Source organism: Kitasatospora sp. NPDC056800 (genome assembly GCF_042789775.1).
Lineage (GTDB): Bacteria > Actinomycetota > Actinomycetes > Streptomycetales > Streptomycetaceae > Kitasatospora.
The window spans coordinates 22242-41068 of record NZ_JBHUAL010000022.1 but is presented as its reverse complement, the minus strand read 5'-3'; the positions used below and the strand labels follow the sequence as shown (position 1 = coordinate 41068).

Sequence of the window (18827 nt, the reverse complement as noted above, 5' to 3'; positions counted from 1 at the left end):
TAAAAAAACTCTACGTGTGGCGGGCTGGTTCTGTTGTTTATAAGCCCCGGGGGCGGGGTCGGCGCCGCGGGCGCGGGGGGCCACCTGGGTGGGGGCCGCCGCCCCGCACCCCCCGGCGCCCACCACCGGGACCATCGCCAGCCAGCTGACGGACGCGAACGTGACGGGGGTGGCCGCGTCCACGCCCACCACCGCCGCCAGCACCGCCAGCGGCACCAGCCAGGACCAGTGGCCGTACCTGATCAGCACCGGCAGCCGCGGCCCCGGCTCCTCGACGGAACGCGCCCGCAAGCCGTCCCTCCCGTTCTCGCGACGTCCCCCGCTGTTCGGGCGCCCCGCCCGGCGCGCAGCCGCCCGGCGGAGGTTGCGCCCAAGGTACGGGGCCCGGTCACGGCAGGGGTGGTGCGGCGGCGTGGTGGCTCCGGCGCCCGCACGTTCGGCCCAGTCGGAGCACCGCCCGCGACGCCCCGCCCGGGCCCGGCACCGCTCCACCGCGTGCGGCTTTCCGAGTGAGGGGGCAGGGTGGTCCCGTACGGACCTGCCCGAACCACGCGGCGCCACCGGTGACCCGGCGGCCGGCCGAAGGAGGCGCCATGCGCACCCTGAAGATCCCCCGTCGGAGCCTGGCCCTGGCCGCGGCCCTCGCCGCCCTGCCGACCGCCGCGCTCGTCGCCCCGGCCCAGGCCGCGACCGGTGCCCGGGCCGCGACCGCCGCCCCGCCGGTGTCCTTCGTGGAGCTCCCCGAGACCGCGCTGCCGCGCGACCACGCGACCCGGCCGATCACCGTCACGTACCGCAACGACTCCTCGGCCGACCGGACGGTGGCCCCGCAGATCCTCGTCGAGTCGCCGGACAACGGGCCCTTCCTCAACCCGGCGGGCATCCGGATCGAGGTGCTCTCCCCCGACGGCCACTGGCGCGCCATTCCGCTCGGCAGCCAGACCGGCACGCTGTACACCCGGCTCGTCCCGGCCAAGACCGTCCTGCACGGCCACCAGACCCTCACCGCGCACTACCGGGTCACCGTGGTCGGGAAGGCGCCGCTCCAGGGCACGGTCGAGCCCCGGGTGGCGCTCTACCGCTGAGTCACCGGCCGCCCCGAGCCGGTGCCACGGGACACCGGCTGCCCTGGGTCACCTGCGGCTCAGGGCAGCTGCACCGGGGTGAAGGTGCCGGCCGGAGTGCCCGCCAGCGCGCCGTCCATCGCGTCGCGCCAGATCGGGCCGGCCAGGGTGCCGCCGAAGGCCTGGCCGACCACCTGGCCGCCGATCCGCTGGCCGTCCAGCGGCTTGGGGTTGTCGGTGTCGCTGACCACGGTCGCGCCCGCCATCTCCGGGGTGTAGCCGACGAACCACACCTGGCGGCTGTCGTTGGTGGTGCCGGTCTTGCCCGCGCTGTCCCGGCCGGTGAGGCCGGCCGTCTGCCCGGTGCCGTCCTCGACCACGCCCTTGAGCATCGCGCTGACCGTGTCGGCGGTGCCGGCCGACATCACCGCCGAGCAGTTCGCCTGCGGCACCGCGAGCGGCTTGCCGTCCGGGCCGGTCACCGAGGCGATGGCGGTCGGCGCGCAGTAGGTGCCGTGGGCGGCGAAGGCCGCGTAGACGGCCGCCATCGTCAGCGGGGTCAGGTCGTTGCTGCCGAGCGTCATCGACGGGACCACCTGGAGCTTCTCGCCGCCCGCCTGCTGGGTGATGCCCAGCTTGTTCGTCATCCGCGCGACGTTACACAGGCCGGTGTCGGCCTCCAGCTTCGCGAAGTAGGTGTTGACGGACTGCGCCATGGCCGACTTCATGTCGAACCGGCCGGTGAGGCTCTGGCTGTCGTTGTGCACCTGCCCGGAGGACGGGAACCTCCCGCCCGAGCAGTCCGTCATGGCCGGCCACGGGATGCTGTAGTCCGTGGTGTAGGCCTGGTCGGCCGGGATGCCGCTCTCCAGGGCCGCCGCCGCGACGACCGGCTTGAAGGTCGAGCCGGTCGGGAAGCCGAGCCCGCCGCCCATGGCCTTGCCGGCGTTGTAGTTGATCTGGGTCTGGTGCTGCTTGCCGTCGACGCCGTACGGGCGGCTCTGGCCCATCGCCAGGATCTTCCCGGTGCCCGGCTGGACGATGCTCATCGCGGTCGCCGCCTGGTCGCCCGCGTCGACGTGGCCGGTGACCGAGGCCTGGAGCGCCGCCTGGGCCTTCGGGTCGAGCGTGGTGCGGATCTGCAGGCCGCCGCGCTTCCAGACCGCCTGCCGCTCGGCGGCCGACGCGCCGAAGGCCGGGTCGGTGAGCACCGTCTCGCGCACGTAGTCGCAGAAGAAGCCCTCGCCCTGCTTGGCCAGGATGCACCCCTGCTGCGGCGCCTGGACGTTCAGCCCGAGCGGGGCGGCGATCGCCTGCCGGGCCTCCTCCTGGGTGATGTGCCCGTACCCGGCCATCTTGCGCAGCACGGTGTCGCGCCGCTCCTTCGCCGCCGTCGGGTTGACCGTCGGGTCGTAGCCGGTCGGCGACTGCACCAGGCCCGCCAGCAGCGCGGCCTGCGGCAGGGTGAGGTCCGCGGCGTGCACGCCGAAGTAGCGCTGGGAGGCCGCCTCGATGCCGTAGGCCTGCTCGCCGAAGAAGGTGATGTTCAGGTAGTTGGTGAGGATCTGGTCCTTGCTCAGGGTCTCCTCGACCTTGATCGCGTACTTCAGCTCCTGGATCTTGCGGCCGACGGTCTGCCGCTGCGCCTCGGCGACCTTCTGCGGGTCGTCGCCCGCCTCCTCGACGAAGACGTTCTTCACGTACTGCTGGGTGAGGGTGGAGGCGCCCTGGGCGGTGGTGCCCGAGGAGGCGTTCTTGTCCAGGGCGCGCAGCACGCCCTTGAGGTCGATCGCGCCGTGCTCGTAGAAGCGGTTGTCCTCGGTGTCCACCAGCGCGGTCTTCACCAGCGGGGAGATCCGGTCCGCCGGGACGACCGTGCGGTCCCGGTCGTACACGGTGGCGATCGTGCCGCCCTGGGCGTCGAGGATCGTCGTGGCCTGGGACAGCGGAGGGGTCTTGAAGTCGTCGGGCAGGCTCTGGAAGTCGTCCGCCGCCGACTGCGCGCCGAGCCCGACCGCCGCCACCGCGGGCAGCACCATCCCCGCCGCCACCACCCCGGCGACCACGCTGACCGCGACCAGCCGCGTCCCGTGTCCCAGCTTCCGTATGCCCGCCACCACCCGCAGTTCCGCCATGACGCGTGACCGTACGCGGCGCAGATGAGGAACTCCTTGGAAGCCCGGCCCGCCGCCGGGCGCGGACGGCGCACCCGGCGGCAGGCCCGTGCGGCGGGGTCAGCAGGCCTTGACGTACCAGACCGGGCCCCAGTCTGCGTTGGGGTCGCCGTAGGGAGCGCCGGGCGTGGTGTAGACGAGGTTCTTGGACTTGCCGTACATCTTCGCCTTGGTGCCGGTGGACTGGTTGTTGTACCAGGACCCGCCGCTGTTCAGGCCGTCGGGGATCTCCTGGAGGATGCCGCAGTCGCTGAAGCGGAACGCGAGCCCCTGGTAGTTGCTGTACTTGTAGCCGCAGATGTAGCCCTTGGGGCAGTCGGACGGGGCCGCCGAGATGGCCGGCTGGGCGTTCGCCACGGGGGCGAGGAGCGTGGTGGCGGCGGCGAATCCGGCCGCGAGGACGATGCCGGCCTTGTGGACGAAGCGCATGGGGGACCTCCTGGGAGCAGTGACGTCGTGGTGCGGGCCGCCGGGTCCGGCGCCCGCACCTCAGTCTCGGAGTCCGGGGCACCGCCGCTCGACGTGTTTCGGCCTGACCCGAATCACGGACGCACCGCTCAACTCCCGTACGAACCGGGCACATCGGGCACGTCGGGCGCGTCGCCGAGCAGTCCGAGGCCGAGGGCGGTCGGGCTGTGCAGCGCGGTGTTGCGGTACCGGGAGGTGCCGATCAGCCTGGCCTCGCGCAGCACGGTGGCGTGCTCGCTGGCGCTGGAGGGGGTGATCCCGGCGAGGGCGGCGAGCTCCTTCGTCGAGCAGCCCGGGTGGTCGGCGACCACCCGCAGCACGGCGGCCCGGGTGCGCCCGAGCAGGGCGGTCACGGTGGGCCCCGACCCCGCCGGGGCCGGGTCCGGGCCGAGCAGGTCCGGCCAGCCCGCGGGGCGGCCGTCGTCGATCGGGAAGGTGACCGCGGGCTGGGGCAGGCCGTGCGAGTCGTCGCTGACCATGGCCCGCTTGGCGAACACCGAGGGGGCCAGCAGGACGCCCTGCCCCTGGAGCCGCAGGTCGTGGTCGACCCTGCTGCGGACCTCCAGCACCGGCGGCCTCCAGCGCATCCACCGGGGGCTGGCGCCGGCGAGCAGCAGCTCGACGCCCCCGCCGAGGAACTGGCGCATCCGCACCGCCCGGTCCGCGGCGTAGCAGTCGGTGATCCTCGACCAGTAGCGGCCGACCAGGTGCTCGTAGAGGAGGCCGAGGCTCTGGGCGAGTTCCTCGCGCAGCGCGCCGTCCTCGGCCAGGCGGCGGGCCCACCCGGGGACGGGCTGGTGCTCGGCGATCGCGGCCAGCTCCGCCGCGACGAGCCGGCCCGGGGTCGCCCGCACCCGCTCCAGCAGCTCCTCCGGCCGGCCTGCCACCGCGGGCATCAGGAAGGTCGGCCCCCAGCCGTCCGCCGGTGCCAGGGAGAGCGCCATCCGGGCCCGCTCGGGCAGCCGCCCCAGGACGCTCCGCCGCCACGGGTCCAGCCGCGCCGCACGGCTCCGGTCCTGTAGGGCCCGCGCCGCGGCCAGGAGTTCGGCGAACGGCATCGGACCCGCCGGCCGGGTCCTGGCCAGGTCCTGGGAGGTGAAGTGGATCCGGTAGACCATGGGTTCCCTCCGGTGGCGGGCGACGGGGTCAGGTGCGTTTGAAGAACTCCACCTCCGCGAGCGCGATGGCGCGGCCGGGGCCGGTCCCGGCGGCCTCCCGGACGGTGAGCTTCACCTGGGTGACGTCGCTGATCCCGGTCTGGACAGTCTGCGGGCCCGGCTGGTCGTTGAGCGGGACCTGCTGGGTGTGGACCTCGCCGTCCTTCCCGGTGACCTCCAGGGTGAGGACGACGGGGCGGGCCTGCTGCTGGAACTGCTGGGGATCCGGGGAGGCCCCGGTGTGGACGATCAGGTCCACCAGCCGGAACGGGCCGCGGAAGGAGAAGGTGACGGAGTCCCCGATCGCGGGCGCGCCCCAGTAGGTGTTGCTGAGGCCGTCGTCGGCCAGGGTGGCCGGGTGGCCCTCGACGGCGGCGCTCGCCGAGGTGGCGGCGGGGGCGATCGGCGCGGTGCCGCGGACCTTGTCCAGGACGTCCTGGAAGACCCGCTGACCGGCCGGGAAGAGCAGGACCCCGGCCACCACCACCGCGACGAGCGCGAGCAGGGCGATGGTGCGGCGCAGCGCGTTGCCCGAGCCGCCGATCCGCACCCGGCGCCGGAACGGCCAGCGGGTGCGCCACCAGGGCAGTTCGGCGACGGCTTCGGTGGGAGTCAGGGGTGCGGCGCAGCGGCGGCAGAACTTCCGCCCGGGCAGGTTGGGCGTGCCGCAGCTGGGGCAGGGCGGGCCGTCCTGGGTCTCGACGGCCTCGGTCGCCCGGCTGACGGGGCGGGGCGCGACCGGCTTGGCGGGCTGGACGGCCACCGGGTCGGCCGGGGCTGCGGGGGCCTGCGCACCGGGGACCTGCGCTGCGGGGTCGGGGGCCGGGGTCCGCGCGGGGGCCGGGCGTACGGGGGCGGTGGCGGGGCGCGGGGGGTCGGCGGCGGCCGGGGGTTCGGCGGCGGCCGGGGGTTCGGCGGCCGGGGCCGGGGCAGGCGGTCGCGATGCTTCGACCCGGTCCTTCGCCTCGCCGTCCTTGGCTTCCGGTTCGGCGCGCGCCGTCCGGCGCGAGGCGCTTCGCCGTACGGGTTCGGCGGGAGCGGGGGTGGGCGTGGGCGTAGGAGCAGGCGCGGAGGCGGGCGTCGGCTCGGGCGTCGGCTTGGGCGCAGGCGTCGGCTTCGGCGCGGGAGCAGGCACCGGCTCGGCCTGCGCGGGCGCGGGCGCGGCCGACGCGGCGCCGTCGGTGCGCGACCAGCCGAGGTAGGCACCGCAGTTGCCGCAGAAGTCGTCCCCCTCCCCGTTGGCCGTTCCGCATTCGGGGCACACCGGCATTCGTCAGTCCTCCGCTCGCCCGGGTGGGCCGGGCAGGATCTCCACCCGGCAGGTCAGATGGACCGGACAGCCGGCCCTGACGACGGACCGCACCTGGTCCTCGTCCGGTTCCGCTCCGCGCAGCGGCCAGACCCGGACCAGCAGCTCGCCGCTCGGCGCGGGCGGCAGCGGGGCGTCCGGGTCGGCGGACCAGGAGGCGCCGCCGCCGTCCACGATCTCGGCGCCGACGCCGAGCACCAGCCGCAGCCGTTCGGTGAGGCCGCGCCGGGTGCCGCGCCAGCGGTGCAGTTCCACCGCGCGCCCGACCACGGCGCGGCGCACCTCCACCGGCCAGGCCGGGTCGACCTCGACCGCGACCCAGGAGGCCAGCCAGTCGAGGAAGTCGGCGGGCGCGAGGCCAGGTTGGAAGTAGGCGGGCAGGTTGTCCAGGGTGGCGAAGACCGGGGCGAGGACGGTGTCCAGGCCGGACGTGAACCGCTGGGCGAAGTCGTCCTCGGCGAACATCGCGGGCAGCAGTTCGCCGATCGGGTGCGGGCTGGGCAGCCCGGGGACGGCGGCTCTGGTCATGACCGCCCGTCCTCGGCCTGCGCGGTGACCACGACCTGGTGCTGGTGGGAGAAGACCAGGGCGTCCGGCGGGACCTCGACCCGCTCGGTCGGCGCGCCCCGGCGTCCGGTGATCGGGTCGGCCGGGAACAGCCGCAGCTCGTCGACGCCCGCGACGGCGGCCACCCGCTGGAGCACCGCGAACACCTCCCCGTACTGCACCGCCCGGCCGAACGGCCAGCCCGTACCGTCGGCGCCGCCGCGCAGCGGGTTGAGGTACCGGTACAGCGCGGCGAGCACCTCCTCGCGGACCCGGTCGGGGTCGGCGGCGCGGGTGGTGAGCCGGGCGACCACCGTCACGCCCTGGTAGGCGGGCGGCTGGACGACCAGCCGGGTGCCGATCAGCCGCCGCTCGTCGAGGGCGGTCGCGACGGCGGCCAGCACCTGGTCGTCGGGGATCAGCTGCTCGAAGCGCAGCCGGTCGCCCTCGTCCGCGACGGCGTCGGGGACGACCAGCACCCGCACCGCGCCCGCCTCCCCGCCGGTGGCGGGCACGCAGCTGATCCGGGCGGCGGACGGCGCGGCCTGCCGGGCGATCAGCTCGAAGTCCCCGGCGGTGACGGCACGTTCCTGCAGGCGCAGCTGGTGCGGGGCGCGGGCCTTGGCGTTCTCGACGGTCTCGCCGTCGACCCCGCCGCGGGCCGCCTCCCGGTTGTCGACCCGGGCGATGTACGGGACGGAGCTGCGCAGCACCGTGATGGTGCCGCGGGCGACGTTGCCCGCGATCCCGCCGCCGGTGCGGTAGCGCGGGACGCGCAGGTGGGCGCCCTTGGGCGGGACGGCGCCGAAGGCACGCAGGCTGCCGTCCGGTTCGCGGACCGCGGGCGGGAAGAGGAACTCGCCGGTGGTGGCGTCCAGCACCACGTGCCGGTCGGTGGGCGAGGACTCGCCGAAGTGCTCGACGACCGTCCACCGTTCCCAGCCCTCGCCGGCCGCGACCTCGACCACCGGGGGCTCGCCGTCGAGCAGCACCGGGGGCCGGGCGAGCCGGAAGCGCTGGCCCGCGACGCCCTCCGAGGCGCCGAGCGGCGCGTCGGTGACGGTCTGCGCGTGGACGGCGGTGGCGGTGCCGCCGACGGTGAACACCTCGGCCCGGCGGATCGTGGGCGACTCGGAGTAGAACGGCTGGCCCGGCTGCGGCTCGGTGACCTGGCAGCGCAGCCAGCCGGCCCGCCGTCCGGCGACCACCGAGGCGGTGTGCCCGGCGGGCACGAAGACGACCACCTCGCCGGGCCGGTTGAGGCCGCCGGTGGTGTCGCTGCCGGTCTCGCAGGCGATCCAGCGCGCGCCGTCCCAGACCTCCCAGGCCAGCGGCGGTTGGCGCGGGTCGACGCCGACGCCCTCGACCCGGCTGTCCAGCCGGACGACCAGGATGCAGCGCGGCACCACGGCCGGCAGGGCGAAGAGCATGGCGTCCCCGGCCACCGGGCGCTGCTGGAAGCACCGGACGTCCGCGCCGTCGGCCAGCCGGGCCGTGCCGTCGGACTGCTCGCCGGAGGCGGAGACGGTGAGCAGCCGCTCCAGCGAGCTGGGGACGATCGGCAGGTCCTCGGCGGTGGAGAGGACCACCGCCTCGTCGGTCTCGGTGCGCAGCGTGGAGACCTCGGTGCCGGCCCGCAGCAGGACGGTCTCGGTCTGCGGGGCGGAGAGCCAGAAGTCGACCTCGGCCCGGGCCGCGGCCGGCGGGAAGAGCCGGATGCCGAGCAGGTCGAGGAAGGCGGCGTAGTTCTTCTCCGGCACCCGGTTCAGCCGGTAGAGCAGCTGGTCCACCAGGTAGGCGAAGGTCTCGATCAGGGTGACGCCCGGGTCGGAGACGTTGTGGTCGGTCCACTCGGGGGCGCGCTGCTGGACGTACCGCTTGGCCTCGTCGACGAGCTGCTGGAAGCGGCGGTCGTCCAGGTTCGGGGAGGGCAGGGCCATCAGTTCGCAGACCCCTCGGCCGAGTTCGGGTGTTCCGGGATGGTGTAGAAGGGGAAGACCAGGTTGCGGCGGTCGTTGGTGGCCCGCACGGTGTAGTGGACGTCGATGTAGAGGGTGCCCTCCTCGACGCTGTCGAAGGCGATCACCACGTCGTCCACCTCGATCCTCGGTTCCCAGCGCTCCAGGGCGATGCGCACCTCGCGGGCGATCCGCCCGGCGGTGGTGCTGTCGCCGGTGGCGAAGACGTACTCGTGGATGCCGCAGCCGAACTCGGGGCGCATCGGCCGTTCGCCGGGGGCGGTGCCGAGGATCAGCCGGATCGCCTCCGCGAGTTCGCGGTCGCGCTCCACCAGGGCGATGCCGCCGGTGGCGTTGACGCGCAGCGGGAAGGCCCAGCCGCGGCCGATGAAGCTGCCCGTCATACGGCGCCGCCGATCAGCACGTTGAACGCTCCGACGGTGACGGTGGCGCCGCAGGTGGTCTTGTCTCCCACGCGGGCCGCGGGCAGGCCGCCGATCAGCACCACTCCCCCGGCGAGCGCGCCCGGGGAGGGCAGCACCACGTCGCCGGGGCCCAGGGCCAGGTGCGGGGGGACGACGCAGGCGTGGACGGTGCCGACGACGGCGGCGGGGCGGCCGCCGATCAGCACGGTCGCCACCTTGAGGGCGCCCGGCGGCGGGGTGGTGAGGGCGCCGCCGTGATCGGTCAGGTCGCCGGTCCGGGCTGCGGGGGGCATGTGCGGTCTCCGTTTCGGATGGTGCCCGCTGGTCGTGGGGCACTCGTCTACTGCCAATTCTCTGTGACGATACGTCAGTTGATCCGGACGATGGCCCCCTTGAGCACCGCCTCGGCGCCGCCTTCCACGGTGACCGCCGTCGTGCCGCGGACGGTGACCGATCCGCCGCGCACGTCCACCGTGCCGGTGCCCGCGTCCAGGGTGATGCCGGAGGGGGAGAGCCGCACGGTGCTGCCGGCCGCGCCGCCGAGGCCGTGGACGGTCACCACGATCTCGCCGCGCTGCTGGTCCAGCTTGACCTCCAACTTGCCGTCGCCGCTCGCCAGCCGGACGCCGGACTTGCCGCCCGGTACGTCCAGCAGCTCCATCCGGTGGCCCGAACGGGACACCACGGAACGGCGGTTGACCTTGCCGGAGCCCGTGTCGACCAGCGGCACGTCGTGCGGGGAGGGCCGGTCCACGCCGTTGTAGAGCCCGCCCAGCACGTACGGGCTGTCCAGGTCGCCCTGCTCGAAGCCGACCAGCACCTCGTCGTTGACCTCGGGGCTGACCACCCCGCCGCCCCCGGCACCGCCCCACTGCACGGTGCGCACCCAGTCGGAGACGTAGGTGTCGTCCAACCAGGGGAACTTGAGCTTCACCCAGCCGCGCTGACCGCCGCCCGGCTCCCGGACGTCGGTGACCACGGCGACGGCCAGGCCGGGTATCCGCGGCCCGCGCGGCGGCGCGTTGCCGCCGCTGGTCAGCCCGGCCAGCGAGCGGTCGGGGGCCGCGCTGACCACCACGGTGGTGCGGTAGCCGCGGAACGGTTCGAGCAGGTGGCGCACCCCGGTGGCGGTGTAGCGGCCGGAGAAGGCGGCGCCGACGTTGCCCAGGGCGACCGCGGTGCCCGCCCGCAGCCGCGGGTTGCCCTCGGCGACGACCTCCAGCTCGCCGAAGCCGGCCGCCACCGAGGCGGCCAGCGACCGGGCCACCGAGGCGGTCTCCGCCTGGGTGCGGTACGGGGTGTCGGCGACGGTCAGCCGGGCCCGGCCGGGGAAGGCGGAGGTCACCACCGAGGGGCTCATCCCCGGCTGCACGGTCTGCGACGTCACCGCGGGCTCGGTGGCGACCAGGGCGCTCTTGGTGGTGACGTTCCAGCCGCGCGCCTCGACGGTGTCCGCCCCTCCGGCGCCGGTCAGCACACCGCGCAGCTCCAGCAGGTTGCGCCCGTACTCCAGCACCAGCGGGTTCTGCGGCGCGGGGGTGGAGGGGGCCGGCGCGCCGGAGGCGGGGTCGGGCTTGACGAACTCCAGCTTCCCGTCGTCGTCCACCCGCACCTGGGCGCCGCTCTCCTGCGCCAGGAACTGGAGGAACTCCCAGTCCGGGACATTGGCCTGGGAGAGCTGCTGGTGGACGACCGGGAAGGCGTCGACCCGCCCGCAGGTCAGGCCCGCTCCGGAGGCGACCTCGCGGACGATGTCGGCGGTCGTCATGTTCCGGAAGGCCTTCACCCGGCGCCCGCGCATCAGCCGGTGGGTGACGGCCGAGGCCCGCACCACGGTGTACGAGCCCGTGGTGTCCACCTCCAGCTCCAGCGCCGTCACCTCACCGGTGAACAGCCGCGCCCGGGTGTTCCCCTGGACGGTCACCACGGACACCTTCAGCGGGGTGCCGATGGTGATGCCGGTGGCGGAGAGGAAGGTGTGGTCGGCGTCCCGGAAGGACAGCACGGCGGTGTCGGGCAGGCCGACGCTCTCCTCGATGTCGCAGGAGACCAGCTGGGTCGCCCAGATCGGCGGCAGCGGGCCGGGCGCCTCGACGACGGGGTCGGCGGCGAAGGAGCGGCCGCCGCGGGCCTCGGGCGTGGTCATGGCCGTACCCCCTGCGCGGAGCCGCTCGGGGTCCGTCCGCTCTGGGTGAGCTCCTCGATCCCCGGCACGATCAGCTCGGCGCCCGGGATCAACGCCAGCGGATCGTCGATGTCGTTGGCCTCCGCGATGGTGCGCCAGGCGGTGGCGTCCCCGTAGGCGCGCCAGGCGAGCAGCGGCAGGCTGTCGCCGGCGATCACCCGGTGGGTGCTGCGGGCCTCCGGCGAGCCCGAGGTCGGGTTCTGGCCGGCCGGGTCGACGCTGGCCTCGTCGATGGTGAGCGAGCAGACCGCCCGCAGCGGCTTCCCGTCCACGTCGAAGAGCGAGTAGGTGACCGAGAGGCCGGTCAGCACCCCGTTGAACGACGTGGTCTTCAGGGTGCCCCAGTCCAGCCGGATCCACGGGCTGGCCGGCGTCTTGCGCGCCAGGCTGGCCGGGGTGGGCACACAGGCCGTCATCAGCTGCTCCACCGCCCGCTCCACCGAGTTGTCGTGGGTCGCGGTGGAGTCCAGGAACACGTCGAGGGAGAGCGAGCGCGGACCGCTGCCGACGAACTCGGGCAGCGCGGACTCGCCCGCCATCCGGGACGGGGTGCGCCGCCACTCGGTGGTCTTGCGCAGCACCAGGGTCGCCGGGTTGAACTGGAGCCGGAGCTGCGCGAGCGTGCCGCCGGGCTGGGCGCCGACCGTGGACGGTGGCTCCATGATGGTCAGTTGGGCCCGGGTGACGCTCGCGGGGACCGCTGGGGACATCCTGGTGCTCCTTCCGTGGGTCGGGCCGTCGGGCGGGGGTCGGGTAGGCGGGCGGTGGGGTCAGAAGGGGCGCAGGCCCGCGTGGGCGATCTCCAGGGTCTCCATCGCGGCCTGGGAGTTGGCCGGGTCGAAGGACGGGCCCTCCCAGCGCACCGGGACGATCCCGAGCACCTGCCAGCCGACGATCCGGCTCAGGTCCGGCCGCAGCGCCACGATCTCGCCGTCCTTCGGCTCGACCTTGCGGACGATCTCGGACAGCCAGCGGGCGATCTTCGTCGTATCGGCGGTGACCGCCCGGGTCAGCGTGATGTTCGTCCAGGTGATGCGGCCCGGCAGCTGCCAGGCGAAGCCGTTGTTGCCGCCCTCCGCGTACTGCTCGATCTCGACCTGGGCGCCGAGTCCCGAGCAGGTGGTGAACTCACCCAGGTCGTTGCCGCCGATGGTCAGGCTGAAGAACACACTGGTCGCGAAGATGGTGTCGGTCATCGGTTCGGCTCCCTGCTCCCTTGCTTCCGGTCACGTCGCCGCGGCCCGCTGGCGGCCGTCCGGCTGGTGTGCGTCGTTCTGGTCTGCGTTTCCGGCTCCGCGCTCAGCGGCGCAGGTCGTACGGCTTGCCGCCGCGCTCCCGGCCCCTGCGCAACTCGGTGCGCAGCAGCCGGCCGACCGGTTCGACCAGCCGCCGGGCCAGTTCGTCGAGGTCGGCGGGGTCGGCGGACGACGCGGCGGGCGGTCCGCCGGGGGCGCTCCCCGGGGTGGTCGCGGCGGTCGAGGCGGCCGGGGACGGCGCTGCGCGCTGCACCGTGGTGGGCGTACGCGCCGGTACGGCGGTCAGCGGCACCCCGGTCAGGCCGTTCTGCTCGGCCACCCGCTGCAACAGCCGCGCCGTGGCGGGCGAAGGTGGGGCGGGCGGGGCGGGCGCGGCGTTGGCGGCCCTGGTGGCGGTGGTGGCGTGCCCGGCGGGCAGGGCCCGTGACACGACGAGCGCGGGTGCGCCGGAGGGCCCGGTGGCGGCCGGGACGGCGGGCTGCTGCGCCGGGGACGGCTGCGGGGGGCGGGACGTCGCCGGGAGGCGCTGGACCGGCGCGGCCGTCACGGGCCTGAGCCGGACGACCGGCGGGCGTGGGGCGGCGGCCGCCGCCGTCGTGGACGCCGTACCGGGGGCGCCGGGGCTCGGGCGGCCTGCCGACGTCGGCATGGCGGAACGCTGCAACGCCGGGGCGCTCGGGTTCGGGACCACCTCACGGGGCCGGTCGGGCAAGGCGTACGACGGGTTCGCGGGTCCGGCTGCGGTCGGGCCGGTGCCTGGCTGCGCTGACGGGTGCTCCGCCGCCCGGTCCGACGACCGCCGGGAGAACGCGCGTTGCACGGCAGCCATGACCCCGCGCGACGCCCCCGCATCGGAGACGGCCGCCGCCGGGGTGCTGAACCGCGCTGGTCCCGCCTGTGCGGCCGACGTCCTGGCGGCGGTGCCGCTGCCGTCCCCGGTGCCCGACGGGCGCCGCACCTGCGAACGCGCGTGCTGCGGAGCACCCGTGGCCGGCGCGGCCGGCGCTTCGCCGTCCGTACGGGAGGCGAGCGCGTTGGGCCAGACGGCCGGGACCACGGGCTTGGCGGGCGCCGTGCCCGCGCCGGTGGGCGCGGAGGTGCCGGTCGCGGGCGGCGCCGGCGGAGTGGCGAGGGCGACCGTCATCCGACGGTCGCCGAGAAACCCGCGCCGCTGGCCGATGAGTCGGACGGCGCGCTGCACGCCCAGACCGCCCGCAGCCGGACGTGCGGGAACCGTCACGGGAACCGCCTGGCCGCTGCCACCGGCGGGCGCGGCGCCCGCAGGGCGGGGCCGGGCGCCGGGGACGACCGGCTGCGCGGGGGTACCCGGCCGCCGCTCCGGGCCGCCGCCGGACGGCGAGGCGGCGGAGGAGGTACCCGTCGTCCCCTGCGGGGCCTCGGAGGCCACCGGGCGTCCGGCGGCCGGTCCGCGATGGCTGTGCTCCCCCCGCGGGTACGCACCGTGGGCGCCAGCGGCCGGACTGGTCGAACCCGCCGATCGTCCGCCGTCACCGCTCCGGGACGGGGAGTTGGGCTCCGCCGGGCTGTCGCCGAGCTGCCTGACGGCGCGCTGCACGGGCAGCCCCTCGCCGGCCACCGTCGAGGTGACGGCAGGGACGGCCCGACCTGCCACCGGAGGCGTGATCCGCTGGACCGGTCGGCGCCCGCCGAGCAAGGGAGCGGCGCCCCCCGCCACGGCCGCCGTCGGCGGCAGCGCGTCGAGCGGCGCACCCAGGCCCCCGCGCGTCCGGGCAGGGGTCGGGTCGGGCTGGGTCGGCGCTGACGGCGCGGGCGAGGACGTCGCACGCTGGACGGACGCGCCCTCGACGGTCCCACCCCTACGGGCAGGGGCCGGGTCGAATTGGGTCGACGCCGACGGCGCGGGCGCGGACGTGGTGCCCTCGACGGTCCCGCCCCGACGGGTGGAGGTCGGGTCAGGCTGAGTCGACACGGCACGACCGGGAGCCGGTGCTGACGGCGCGGGCGAGGACGTCGCACGCTGGACGGACGCGCCCTCGACGGCCTCGCTCCTGCGGGCGGGGGCCGAACCGGACTGGGCAGGCGCGGCACGTTCGGGAGTCGGCGAGGACGTAGCGCGCTGGACCGGCGCACCCTCGACCGTCCGGCCGCTACGGGCGGAGGCCGAACCGGGCCGATCCGACGCGGCACGACCCGGGGTCGGCGACGACGAGGGTGCGGGCGTGCCGGTCCCGGACGGCACGCGCTGGACGGATGCGCTCCCGGCGGACCCACGGTCGGGCCCCACCGGTGCCGAGTTCCCCGACCCGGAGGCCGTACGGGCACGGCGGGCAGGGGTGGTGGCGGCGTCACGGCCCCCGCCCCCGGACGGTCGGGCGCCATCGGTCCCGCCCGCCTCGGAACCGGTGGGCCCCAGGTCGGCGGCGGAGACAACGGGCATGGCCGGCGCACCCGAAGGGGCGTCAACGGCCCGGGGGCCGCCGGTGGCCAGGGGCGAGGCACTGGCGGGCAGCGCGGTCAGGGGCGCGCCGAGGACCGGACGGGCGGCCGCGCCACCACCCGACACGGCGGCGCGCTGGACCACCCCCGCGCCCCGTTCGGGCGCAGCGGCGGCTCCCGTACCCGGCGACGTCCGTACGACAGCCTCGGGGTTCGCGGACGGCCGCGAGCCGTCGGCGGGTGCGGCCGTCGCCTCCGCGAGTGGCGGCGGCGCCTCCGTGGCCCGGCTCGGCGGCTCGGCGGCGGTGTCCCGCCTGCCGACCGCCCCCGGGAGGGCCGTCACCGGGCGCACGGGCAGGGCCCGGGGGCGCCGCGCGACGGTCAACGGTGCGCTGACGGAACGCGGACGGACCGGACGCTCGGCCCCGTAGGGACGCGAGGAGGCGGCGCCCGCAGCGGGCGTCACCCCGGCAGGAGCCGACCCACCGGGCGTCCCGGCATCATTCGCCGACACCGCAGGACGAGGTGAACTCCCCCGCACCCCACCGGACTTCGGCTCACCGTGCTCCGCCGCCCCGGCCGCCGTCGCCGCAGGCCCCGGCGCACCGCCGTCGGCCTTGCCCGTACGTGCCGGACGCGGCCCCGAGCGCACCGGAAGCCGCCGCAGCCGGACGGACCGCTGGACCGGCCGGGCCTGCCGGGCCGCCGCCGACTCCCCGCTCTCCACGGGCTCTTCCGCCCCGGACCCCCTCGGGAGGACCGGCACGACGAGCTCGTCCCCGCCCGTGCGGACGGGCGCCGGAGAGCCCGGCCCCGCCACCGCCCGCAGGATGCCGGCCGGCGCGGTCGGGAGGACCGCGTGGCCGAGCGGCCCGCAGAGCGAGGGGTCCTGCCACGCGCTGAGCCGGGATCGGAACCTCAGGCCGTCGCTGACGCCGTGGCCCGGCCCGGCCAGGGTCGGGACCAGCGGCGCGACCGCGCGCCAGCCCCCGTCCCCGGCCGCCCGGCGTCGCTGAACGACCTCGCCCGTACCACCGGGCGCGCCGTCAGCACCGCCGTCGCCGACAGCGGCGTCGCCGCCGCCCCGACGCCGACCGATCCAGTCCCGAAGCCCCACCCGGCTCACCCGCCTTCGCTGATGCGGGTGTTGAGCCGGGCGATCTCCCTGACCCACTGCCCGCGTTCGCGGTGGGTCAGTTCGAGGATGTCCTCCCGCTGCCAGTGGAAGTGGTAGGCGATGTACGCGATCTCCTCGTACAGCCGAGCAGGCGCGTACGTCACGATTCCCCCAGGCGCCCACCGGCGAGGTCGACCTCGAAGGCGCCGTCGCAGTGCGGGCAGGTCACCGCGGCGCGCGTGTGGCCTTCGCTGTTGATCCGCTGGTAGAGGTCCTGGAGGAAGGCCACGTCGGTGGCGTACATCCGCTCGACGATCCCGGCGTGCACGTCGGTGAGGTCGCCGAGCCGGGTGATCACGTGGCTGAGCAGCACCACACTGAGGTAGGCCGGGTTCTCCTTGACCCGCAGGTCGATCTGCGGCATCAGCTCGTCACGGGCGGTGGCCAGTCGCATGGCGCCGTGCCGGTGCACGGTGCCGTCGTCGTCCACGTACCCGATCGGCAGCTCGAACTCGAACTCGGTGTGCGGCGCCCGCCCCCGGGGCTGCGCCGCCGCCGCTGCCGCCGGGGCCTGCTGCTGCGGCGCGGTGTTCTGGGGGGCCGGAGCCCGTTCCAGCAGCTCCTCCAGGCCGATCTTGCGCCTCACTCGACCGAGATCTCCTCGAACACGATGGTCACGGTCTCGGTGGCGGCGCTGGACTCGCCGGCGCTGAGGGTCGGGCCCTCCCAGCGGCTGGCCCAGGCGTTGAGGAGCTGGATGCGCCGCAGGGTGGCACCGGTGGTGTCCTTGACCTCGATGGTGAGGTTCTGCCGCGCGGTGTTGATCGCCCCGTTGTTGAGGGTCTCCTTGATCCAGTCCGTGAACGCGCCGCTCTTGTCCAGGCCGCGGGTGATGGTCACCTCGCCGGGGAGCCGGGCGCCGGGCTGCTTGCGGACGATCAGTTTGCCCTCTTGGGTCACCTGCTTGTACTCGACGACGTCCTGTTCGACCGTCAGGTTGCTGATCTCCTTGACGGACTCGACGTTGTAGCCGCCGAGTTGGACGCCGAATATGTGTGTGGAGAGCGGATCGCCTTCAGCCATGGGTCTGTGTCACCTTCCGATGCGAGGGGTGCCGAGGGTGCCGAGGAGCGGCACGGAGGGGTGGTGCCGACCGAGCCGGCCGGTCATTCGTTGACGAGGCTCGTGCTGTCGGAGAACTGGGACAGCCGGAACACCACGAACTCCGCGGGCTTCACCGGGGAGACGCCGATCTCGCAGATCACCTGGCCGAGGTCGATGGACTCCGGCGGGTTGTTGTCGCGGTCGCACTTGACGTAGAAGGCCTCGGCCGCGGTCTGGCCGAACAGGGCCCCGCGCCGCCACTCCTCGGTGAGGAACGCGGTGATGTTCCGGCGGATGCTGGACCACAGCCGGTCGTCGTTGGGCTCGAAGACCACCCACTGGGTCCCCAGGAGGATGGACTCCTCCAGGTAGTTGAACAGCCGGCGGACGTTCAGGTAGCGCCACGCCGGGTCGGAGGAGAGGGTGCGCGCGCCCCAGATCCGGATGCCGCGCCCGGGGAACGCCCGGACGCAGTTGACGCCGATCGGGTTCAGCAGGTCCTGCTCGCCCTTGCTGAGGCGCAGCTCCAGGTCCACCGCGCCGCGGATGACCTCGTTGGCGGGCGCCTTGTGCACGCCGCGCTCGGCGTCGCTGCGCGCCCACACCCCGGCGACGTGCCCGCTCGGCGGGACCAGCACGTTGCGGCCGCTCGCCGGGTCGAACACCTTGATCCACGGGTAGTAGAGCGCGGCGTAGCGGGAGTCGAAGCCCGCCTCGTCGTTGCGCCAGGTGCGCATCCGCTGGGCGTTGAGGCCGGGCGGCGGGTCCAGGACGGCGATCCGGTCGCCCATCTGCTCGCAGTGCGACATCACCGCCAGCTGGACGGTGCGCAGGCCCTCGTCGTCGAGGTCGCCGCGCTGGTAGGCGCTCATCAGGTCGGGGACCGCGACCATGGTGATCTCGTCGATCGCCTCCAGGCCGCCGAAGCCGGTCCGGGCGGCGGCGTCGCCGACGTACTCGGCGGGGTCGAGCCGGCCGGTCGGGGCCGCGGCGGGCGCGGGCGCGGCGGCCAGGGCGTGGCCGCGGCGCTCGGGGCGGCTCGGCGCGGTGCCGGGCTGTTCGGCGACGGCGACCAGCTTCGACTCGCGCAGCTGGGTGACGACGTAGCCCTTGGTGCTCTTGCGGGTCGAGACGTCGTACGTCTCGACGACCTCGGCGCCCCGGCGCACCAGCAGCCGGAACCGGTCGTCGGGGACGTTCTCGCCCTCCGCGTCGACGACCTCGACGGACACCTCGCCGCCCGCGCCGGGCAGGGCGGAGAAGAGGAAGCCGGCGATCTCGACGGGCGGGGCCGCGGTGACGGCGGGGGCGGCGCCGGGCGTCCGCCGGGCCGGGTCGCCGACCCGCACGACGTAGGCGGAGCCGCCGCCGTTGGCGAAGAAGCCGTACACCGAGTGGGCCAGGTAGGTGCCCTCGGTGAAACCGCCGAACCGCTGGACGTACTGGTCCCAGTTGGTCACCAGTGTGGGCTCGTGGAAGGGGCCGGTCTCGGCGAAGCCGACGAACGCGGCGACGGCCGTGCCGACGCCCTCGATCGGCCGGGCACCGGACTGGACCTCCTCCACGTACACGCCCGGGGTGAGGTACGACGGCATACGCGCTCCTTCGGCTGGCCCTGCATTTTCGCCGGTCATTCGCCCCCGAGT

17 protein-coding genes and 1 pseudogene are annotated in these 18827 nt (G+C 75.2%); 1 reads left to right on the top strand and 17 read right to left on the bottom strand.

The genetic code is table 11. The annotated features are described in order from the left end of the window. Window positions 1-291 (bottom strand): annotated as a pseudogene (locus ACFRQN_RS07825) (hypothetical protein); the annotation flags it as partial. A 302-nt stretch (window positions 292-593) separates the two neighbouring features. Between ACFRQN_RS07825 and ACFRQN_RS07820 the strand changes: the two are divergent. Next, window positions 594-1085: a signal peptide protein gene (locus tag ACFRQN_RS07820; protein ID WP_380739061.1), complete on the top strand. Its 492-nt coding sequence runs from the start codon at window positions 594-596 to the stop codon at window positions 1083-1085. Window positions 1086-1144: 59 nt separating this feature from the next. Here ACFRQN_RS07820 and ACFRQN_RS07815 read toward each other — a convergent pair whose 3' ends face one another. The 16 genes from ACFRQN_RS07815 to ACFRQN_RS07740 all read right to left on the bottom strand — a co-directional run bounded on the left by ACFRQN_RS07815 (window position 1145) and on the right by ACFRQN_RS07740 (window position 18776). Continuing rightward, window positions 1145-3199 carry a transglycosylase domain-containing protein gene (locus tag ACFRQN_RS07815; RefSeq protein ID WP_380739059.1) on the bottom strand — a complete coding sequence of 685 codons (2055 nt, stop codon included), beginning with the start codon at window positions 3197-3199 and terminating at the stop codon, window positions 1145-1147. Between the two features lie 99 nt (window positions 3200-3298). Further along, window positions 3299-3667 carry a peptidase inhibitor family I36 protein gene (locus tag ACFRQN_RS07810; protein WP_380739057.1) on the bottom strand — a complete coding sequence of 123 codons (369 nt, stop codon included), beginning with the start codon at window positions 3665-3667 and terminating at the stop codon, window positions 3299-3301. Between the two features lie 128 nt (window positions 3668-3795). After that, window positions 3796-4824: a winged helix-turn-helix domain-containing protein gene (locus ACFRQN_RS07805; protein ID WP_380739055.1), complete on the bottom strand. Its 1029-nt coding sequence runs from the start codon at window positions 4822-4824 to the stop codon at window positions 3796-3798. 28 nt (window positions 4825-4852) lie between these two features. Continuing rightward, entirely contained in the window at window positions 4853-6133 is a 1281-nt protein-coding gene (locus ACFRQN_RS07800) for an NADase-type glycan-binding domain-containing protein (RefSeq protein ID WP_380739053.1), read from the bottom strand. Between the two features lie 3 nt (window positions 6134-6136). Next, complete coding sequence (locus tag ACFRQN_RS07795; RefSeq protein WP_074002696.1) at window positions 6137-6700, bottom strand: phage tail protein; 564 nt, start codon at window positions 6698-6700, stop codon at window positions 6137-6139. Next, window positions 6697-8658 (bottom strand): putative baseplate assembly protein, encoded by a 1962-nt coding sequence (locus ACFRQN_RS07790; protein WP_380739050.1) that lies wholly within the window; start codon window positions 8656-8658, stop codon window positions 6697-6699. Before ACFRQN_RS07790 ends, ACFRQN_RS07795 begins: the two co-directional genes overlap by 4 nt. Beyond that, window positions 8658-9080 (bottom strand): GPW/gp25 family protein, encoded by a 423-nt coding sequence (locus ACFRQN_RS07785; RefSeq protein WP_049657621.1) that lies wholly within the window; start codon window positions 9078-9080, stop codon window positions 8658-8660. The genes ACFRQN_RS07790 and ACFRQN_RS07785 overlap by 1 nt, the downstream gene beginning before the upstream one ends. Next, complete coding sequence (locus ACFRQN_RS07780) at window positions 9077-9394, bottom strand: PAAR domain-containing protein (RefSeq protein WP_049657623.1); 318 nt, start codon at window positions 9392-9394, stop codon at window positions 9077-9079. The genes ACFRQN_RS07785 and ACFRQN_RS07780 overlap by 4 nt, the downstream gene beginning before the upstream one ends. Window positions 9395-9468: 74 nt before the next feature. Beyond that, entirely contained in the window at window positions 9469-11247 is a 1779-nt protein-coding gene (locus tag ACFRQN_RS07775) for a VgrG-related protein (protein ID WP_380739047.1), read from the bottom strand. After that, entirely contained in the window at window positions 11244-11996 is a 753-nt protein-coding gene (locus tag ACFRQN_RS07770; RefSeq protein ID WP_117485891.1) for a LysM peptidoglycan-binding domain-containing protein, read from the bottom strand. Before ACFRQN_RS07770 ends, ACFRQN_RS07775 begins: the two co-directional genes overlap by 4 nt. Before the next feature lie 60 nt (window positions 11997-12056). Then, window positions 12057-12482, bottom strand: a complete 426-nt coding sequence (locus ACFRQN_RS07765; protein WP_049657629.1) for a phage tail protein — start codon at window positions 12480-12482, stop codon at window positions 12057-12059. A 103-nt stretch (window positions 12483-12585) separates the two neighbouring features. Beyond that, window positions 12586-13191 carry a hypothetical protein gene (locus ACFRQN_RS07760; protein WP_380739044.1) on the bottom strand — a complete coding sequence of 202 codons (606 nt, stop codon included), beginning with the start codon at window positions 13189-13191 and terminating at the stop codon, window positions 12586-12588. Between the two features lie 2891 nt (window positions 13192-16082). Beyond that, the gene (locus ACFRQN_RS07755) at window positions 16083-16241 is read right to left on the bottom strand and encodes a DUF6760 family protein (RefSeq protein WP_380739042.1); all 159 of its coding nucleotides are present in this window, start codon (window positions 16239-16241) and stop codon (window positions 16083-16085) included. Continuing rightward, window positions 16238-16723, bottom strand: a complete 486-nt coding sequence (locus ACFRQN_RS07750; protein ID WP_380739040.1) for a hypothetical protein — start codon at window positions 16721-16723, stop codon at window positions 16238-16240. The genes ACFRQN_RS07755 and ACFRQN_RS07750 overlap by 4 nt, the downstream gene beginning before the upstream one ends. Continuing rightward, window positions 16720-17160 carry a phage tail protein gene (locus ACFRQN_RS07745; RefSeq protein ID WP_049660364.1) on the bottom strand — a complete coding sequence of 147 codons (441 nt, stop codon included), beginning with the start codon at window positions 17158-17160 and terminating at the stop codon, window positions 16720-16722. The genes ACFRQN_RS07750 and ACFRQN_RS07745 overlap by 4 nt, the downstream gene beginning before the upstream one ends. A gap of 83 nt (window positions 17161-17243) precedes the next feature. Further along, a complete protein-coding gene (locus tag ACFRQN_RS07740; RefSeq protein WP_380739038.1) occupies window positions 17244-18776 on the bottom strand; it encodes a phage tail sheath family protein in 1533 nt (510 codons plus the stop codon). Window positions 18777-18827: the final 51 nt, after the last annotated feature.

Bases quoted from the DNA above. Each gene is read 5' to 3' on its own strand.
- ACFRQN_RS07820 (WP_380739061.1), top strand. From the start codon at position 594: ATGCGCACCCTGAAGATCCCCCGTCGGAGCCTGGCCCTGGCCGCGGCC.
- ACFRQN_RS07815 (WP_380739059.1), bottom strand. From the start codon at position 3,199: ATGGCGGAACTGCGGGTGGTGGCGGGCATACGGAAGCTGGGACACGGG.
- ACFRQN_RS07810 (WP_380739057.1), bottom strand. From the start codon at position 3,667: ATGCGCTTCGTCCACAAGGCCGGCATCGTCCTCGCGGCCGGATTCGCC.
- ACFRQN_RS07805 (WP_380739055.1), bottom strand. From the start codon at position 4,824: ATGGTCTACCGGATCCACTTCACCTCCCAGGACCTGGCCAGGACCCGG.
- ACFRQN_RS07800 (WP_380739053.1), bottom strand. From the start codon at position 6,133: ATGCCGGTGTGCCCCGAATGCGGAACGGCCAACGGGGAGGGGGACGAC.
- ACFRQN_RS07795 (WP_074002696.1), bottom strand. From the start codon at position 6,700: ATGACCAGAGCCGCCGTCCCCGGGCTGCCCAGCCCGCACCCGATCGGC.
- ACFRQN_RS07790 (WP_380739050.1), bottom strand. From the start codon at position 8,658: ATGGCCCTGCCCTCCCCGAACCTGGACGACCGCCGCTTCCAGCAGCTC.
- ACFRQN_RS07785 (WP_049657621.1), bottom strand. From the start codon at position 9,080: ATGACGGGCAGCTTCATCGGCCGCGGCTGGGCCTTCCCGCTGCGCGTC.
- ACFRQN_RS07780 (WP_049657623.1), bottom strand. From the start codon at position 9,394: ATGCCCCCCGCAGCCCGGACCGGCGACCTGACCGATCACGGCGGCGCC.
- ACFRQN_RS07775 (WP_380739047.1), bottom strand. From the start codon at position 11,247: ATGACCACGCCCGAGGCCCGCGGCGGCCGCTCCTTCGCCGCCGACCCC.
- ACFRQN_RS07770 (WP_117485891.1), bottom strand. From the start codon at position 11,996: ATGTCCCCAGCGGTCCCCGCGAGCGTCACCCGGGCCCAACTGACCATC.
- ACFRQN_RS07765 (WP_049657629.1), bottom strand. From the start codon at position 12,482: ATGACCGACACCATCTTCGCGACCAGTGTGTTCTTCAGCCTGACCATC.
- ACFRQN_RS07760 (WP_380739044.1), bottom strand. From the start codon at position 13,191: ATGCCGACGTCGGCAGGCCGCCCGAGCCCCGGCGCCCCCGGTACGGCG.
- ACFRQN_RS07745 (WP_049660364.1), bottom strand. From the start codon at position 17,160: ATGGCTGAAGGCGATCCGCTCTCCACACACATATTCGGCGTCCAACTC.
- ACFRQN_RS07740 (WP_380739038.1), bottom strand. From the start codon at position 18,776: ATGCCGTCGTACCTCACCCCGGGCGTGTACGTGGAGGAGGTCCAGTCC.